Origin of the sequence: Demequina sp., assembly GCF_016278775.1 — a bacterium.
Classification (GTDB): domain Bacteria; phylum Actinomycetota; class Actinomycetes; order Actinomycetales; family Demequinaceae; genus Demequina.
The window spans coordinates 1-4,746 of the sequence record NZ_JADQBF010000056.1 but is presented as its reverse complement, the minus strand read 5'-3'; the positions used below and the strand labels follow the sequence as shown (position 1 = coordinate 4,746).

General features: G+C 68.6%; 6 protein-coding genes. 4 read left to right on the top strand and 2 right to left on the bottom strand.

Annotation, left to right across the window (positions count from 1 at the left end; all coding sequences use genetic code 11):
• Positions 1–763, bottom strand: a 763-nt coding sequence (locus tag QZZ33_RS07295; protein ID WP_291379113.1) for a DUF222 domain-containing protein, incomplete at its 3' end; no start/stop codon positions are given.
• 183 nt (positions 764–946) lie between these two features.
• Positions 947–2,101 (bottom strand): hypothetical protein, encoded by a 1,155-nt coding sequence (locus QZZ33_RS07290; protein WP_291379112.1) that lies wholly within the window; start codon positions 2,099–2,101, stop codon positions 947–949.
• Positions 2,102–2,197: 96 nt separating this feature from the next.
• Between QZZ33_RS07290 and rimP the strand changes: the two genes are divergently transcribed.
• From rimP to QZZ33_RS07270, 4 genes are all read left to right on the top strand, one after another.
• Positions 2,198–2,662, top strand: a complete 465-nt coding sequence (gene rimP / locus QZZ33_RS07285) for a ribosome maturation factor RimP (RefSeq protein WP_291379111.1) — start codon at positions 2,198–2,200, stop codon at positions 2,660–2,662.
• 38 nt (positions 2,663–2,700) lie between these two features.
• Positions 2,701–3,690, top strand: coding sequence for a transcription termination factor NusA (gene nusA / locus QZZ33_RS07280; protein ID WP_291379110.1), 990 nt, complete (start codon positions 2,701–2,703; stop codon positions 3,688–3,690).
• A gap of 65 nt (positions 3,691–3,755) precedes the next feature.
• Positions 3,756–4,013, top strand: coding sequence for a YlxR family protein (locus tag QZZ33_RS07275; RefSeq protein ID WP_366475795.1), 258 nt, complete (start codon positions 3,756–3,758; stop codon positions 4,011–4,013).
• Positions 4,014–4,130: 117 nt separating this feature from the next.
• Positions 4,131–4,746 (top strand): translation initiation factor IF-2 N-terminal domain-containing protein (locus tag QZZ33_RS07270; protein WP_291379109.1); only part of this gene is annotated, 616 nt, incomplete at its 3' end.

The following is a 4,746-nucleotide window of genomic DNA, read 5'->3' as shown; positions in this document are numbered from 1 at the left end:
CCAGCACGGTTCGGATCGGTGCGGCGGTGACCGCATCCAGACGACCACTGAGGGTCACCATCCCGGTGTGGTCTTCACTCCACGACAGATACCTCTCAGCGTGTTGACGCTTCTCACTTTCCATGTGACCGGCCAGATCCGCCTTCGCGACCTCCCGGGCCACCAACCGTCGCACCTCCTTCACCGTGAGGCGCACCGCCTTAGCTACGAGGCGTTGCTCCAGTGCATGCACCTGGTCGCTGGGAACACCGTCCGTGAGACGTTCAAGCCCCACAGTGATGATCCCGGCCGCGTCCGTGGACAGATTGCCAGCCATCGAGGCGGCTGTGATCGCCGGGTAACGGGGCGCAGGTGAGGCCTGGTCGAGCTGAGCTTGGTCGGGTTGGGCAGGATCGGACTGAGTGGACTCAGACTCGGAGGGCAGTGCGGGCTCAGCAATGAACGCCCTGCCCGCTTCGATCGCCCGCCACGCACCCGCCTGAGATCCACCCGTCACCGACGCGACCATCGATGCCGCGTTACCAAACCCTTGCCGCCTAGCAAGCCCACCACCGACCTGATCAGGGGTCGAACGTCGGGCGGCATCACCAGCGACACGCGCACGCAAAGCATCGGTGAGGCGCCCCAGCGTCGCGACGTCGTCGAGCACTCCTAAGAAGTCGCCCTCCGCCAGTGCGGCAACATCACAGCGTGCCAGGTCGCGCACCAGTGAGCTCACACGCTGCACCTGTGCCCTGTCAAGCACCGCCGGCTGGTTCGTCATGAAACCAGTCAAGCACCACCCCCTGACACACACCTACCAGGCACGATGACCTGTGGACAACCCCACCACACCCGACCTGGGCACGACACCGAGAAAGCGGCGGCGACGCGCCCGGCGAGGGGCCGACGAGGGACGGCGAGGGGCTGAGGAGGGCTGACGAGGGGCTGACGAGAGGCGGACCAGTTAGCTGGCCCTGGGGGACGGGACGATGGAGGCCGTCGCGGGCGCCGACGCCGACGCGGTCGGCGGCGCGCTACGCACCACTTCCAGCCCGGGCAGCGTCGGCACGTCGGTCGCCAAGAATCCGTCAGTGCGCATGGCACGCGCGTAGGCGTCGAATGCCGCGTTGACCAGCCACGCGGCGTCATCCGGAGCGGCCCCGTCGAGCAGCGCCGCGTAACGCGTCGCCAGATCCGTCTCGACGGAGCGTTCGAGTACGCGGCGTGAGTCAGGGTCGAGCAGGTCTGCGTCCCTCACCTGGTACAGCGGCGTGCGGGGATCTGTGTCGATGAGCGCGGCGAAGGAGTCGGAGCGTTCCGCGTGGAGGCGAGCCCTGCCGAGAGCGTCGTCCCTGCGTGGACCGAACTCCTGGGCCGCGAGCGTCTCGTACGCGAATCGCGCCTCATCCTCCCGCAGGGCGAGCTCGGTCAGCGTCGCCTGCGCGAGGACCGTCGACTCATCGGGGGTGAACCCCGGCGTCACGGCGATCGATCCGTCGGCGAGCGGGAACCACACCGGGTCCGCATCGCTGGGAGGCTGCTCACCGGAACCGTCGTCGGCGGTGGGAGGGGGCGTGGGAGATGCAGACGCCGCGGCATCGGCCCAAGCGGCAGCCTCCTCGGCGGCGGCCTCTTGAGCGGCCCACCACTCGCGCAAGGCCCACTCGAGATCGATCGACCGTGCCAGGAAGGCGAGATCGGCGTCGACCGTGGTCGCGGCAACCGACGCGGCTGTCGCCCGGGCCGCGGCGATTGCCTCCGCCAGGCTCGGCTCGGGGGCGGGCGACGCGGTGGTGTCCTCTTCAGGCGAAGGGGTGGCGGAGGGATAGGCGACGTAGACGCCGCCCAGCACGTCAAGGTGCGTCTCAGCGGCGGCCGTCGCGTCAACGGCGACGTCGTCGGCGTCGGCGCCTTCCCGCACGGCGGCCTCGACAACCTCGGCCGAGGCGTCGGCGAGAGAATCCCGAGCGACGGTGACCGCGTCTGGCGACGGGAAGACGGGGGGCTCCGTCTCCCAGCGCGCGCCGCAGCCTGACAACGTCACCGCCACGGCCCCCGCAAGGAACGCCGTGATAGTCCGCGCTCCCACCGAGCCGCCGCCCCATTCCAGACCCGCCATGGGCGTAGTCTCCCACGTGCTGCCGGTGGGCCGTAGAATCGGGGGCGAGTACAAATGAAGCAACGGAACGCGCGCGAGCGCGCAGGGAGGCAGCGAATGAAACTCGATGACCGCATCGCTGACCTGGCGGGACCAGTAGCAGAGGCCGTGGGCCTCATGGTGGACTCCGTGACGGTATCCGCCGCTGGAAAGCACACCCGCGTACTCGTGACCGTCGATCTTCCGGAAGACGCCGTAGGCTCGGCGGATCTCGATACCGTTGCCGCCGCCTCGCGCGCCATCGGCGACGCGCTCGATGCGGCCGACGTTCCGTCAGGCACCTACCTCCTCGAGGTCTCGACTCCCGGCACTGACCGGCCCCTCACCTTGCGCAGGCACTTCCTGCGCGCGCGCACGCGCCTCGTGACGCTCGAACTGGCGGCTGGCGACGCCGTGACGGGGCGCCTCACCGAGGTGACGGATACGGACCTGGTGCTCGACCAAGACGGCAAGGCGGCCACGATCGCGCTCGCCGATGTGCAGGTCGGGCACGTCCAGGTCGAACTGAAACGAATCGACTGAGGCCGAGAGCCCAGCCGACTGAACGGACGGAACACGACGTGGACATCGACATGATGACCCTTAGGGGGCTCGAGCGGGAGCGCGACCTCAAGCTCGATGTCCTCATCGACGCGATCGAGCAGGCCCTGCTGAGTGCGTATCACAAGACTCCAGGAGCCTTCGCGCACGCTAGAGCCATCGTGGACCGCGAGTCGGGCAAGGTGTCCATCCATGCGCGGGAAGAGGGCGAGGACGGCGAACTGGGCCCGGAGTTCGAGCACACGCCGCACGACTTTGGCCGGATCGCGACCGCGACGGCGCGGCAAGTGATCGTGCAGCGGCTTCGCCAAGCCGGTGACGACGCCGTGCTGGGCCAATACGCAGACAAGGAAGGGACGCTGGTCTCCGGCGTCATCCAGCAGAGCGCCGATCCCCGCAACGTGCACGTGGACGTGGGTGACGTGGAGGCGCTGTTGCCCGGTCACGAGCAGGTTCCCACAGAGACGTACGAGCACGGCGAGCGGATTCGCGGCTATGTGCTGACCGTGGCGCGCGGCGCGAAGGGCCCTTCCATCACGCTGTCGCGCACTCATCCAGGGCTCGTGCGCAAGCTGTTCGAGATGGAGGTGCCCGAGATCGCAGACGGCACCGTGGAGATCATGAGCCTCGCCCGCGAGGCCGGTCACCGCTCCAAGATGGCCGTTCGGGCGACCATTCCAGGCGTCAACGCGAAGGGGGCGTGCATCGGCCCGATGGGTGCGCGTGTGCGGGCAGTGATGAGCGAGTTGAGGGGCGAGAAGATCGACATCGTCGATTGGGACGACGACCCGGCCACGTTCGTCGGCAATGCCCTGTCTCCCTCGCGAGTCGTGTCGGTGACCGTGGTAGATGCCGAGGCGCGTGCCGCCAGAGTGGTGGTTCCCGATTACCACTTGTCGCTCGCGATCGGCAAGGAGGGGCAGAATGCGCGCCTGGCCGCGCGCCTCACCGGATGGCGCATCGACATCCGATCTGACGAAGCGCCGGGGGATCAAGGTGACCCGAACTGACCGAGCGCGCTAGACTGGATGCGCCGAACGTCGAGCCTGAGTTCGACGCGCGCCCCACAGGACACGTGCCTGTGCGAACGTGCGTCGGGTGTCGAAGGCAAGACGCTCGGTCGGTTCTTGTGCGAGTGGTGCTGACCGACGGCCGCCTGGCGGTCGACGAATCAGCAGCCGCGCCTGGTCGGGGAGCATGGCTCCATCCGGACGGGAGTTGCCTCTCGCACGCGACGAGGCGCCACGCATTTGGCCGCGCATTTCGCACGGCAACCTTCGATGCGTCGGGGCTCGTCGAGCATCCGGCGTTCCGCTCGACAAGCGGACCGTAGCCCACCCATCGACCGGACAGGATGAAAGCCCATGGTCATCCAATGAGTACCCGTAAATGAGTACCCCGCAGTAACGATGGTTCGACCCTGTCTTGGTCGGACCGAGACAGGAGAATTGTGGCTAAGCCCCGCGTTCATGAGATCGCGAAGGAGCTCGGTGTTCCGAGCAAAGACCTCATTGCCAAGCTGAACGAGCTCGGCGAATACGTCAAGGGACCTTCTTCGACCCTTGAAGCGCCCGTCGTGCGCAAGGCCAAAGAGGCCTTCCCCGCGTCGGCAGCGCCCGCCAAGGCGGAGCCGGCGAGCAAGCCTGCCGCCGCCAAGGCGGCACCCAAGCCCGCAGCGCCCAAGCCTGCGGCCGCCGAACCCGAGCCAGCGCCAGAGCCCGAGCCGCAGTCCGCCGAGGCTGCGCCGAGCAAGCCAGCCGACGCGACGCCGTCGGCGTCCGACGAGAAGTCCGCGCCCGCAGCCTCCCAAGATGCAGCGTCTGCATCTGGCGATGCGGCATCAGCCGATGCGGACAAGAAGTCTGCGGCGCCGCTTCCGAGCGACATGCCGCGCCCGCGGCCACGCCCGGGTGGCAACAACCCGTTCCAACCGCGTCCTGGTGCACCGCGCCAGCGCCCGGGTGGCAACAACCCGTTCCAACCGGCTCGCGGAGGCGCTTCGCGTCCGCGTCCAGGCGGCGCCCCTGGTGGCGCACCCGGCGGCGCACCCGCCGGCCGGCCAGGAG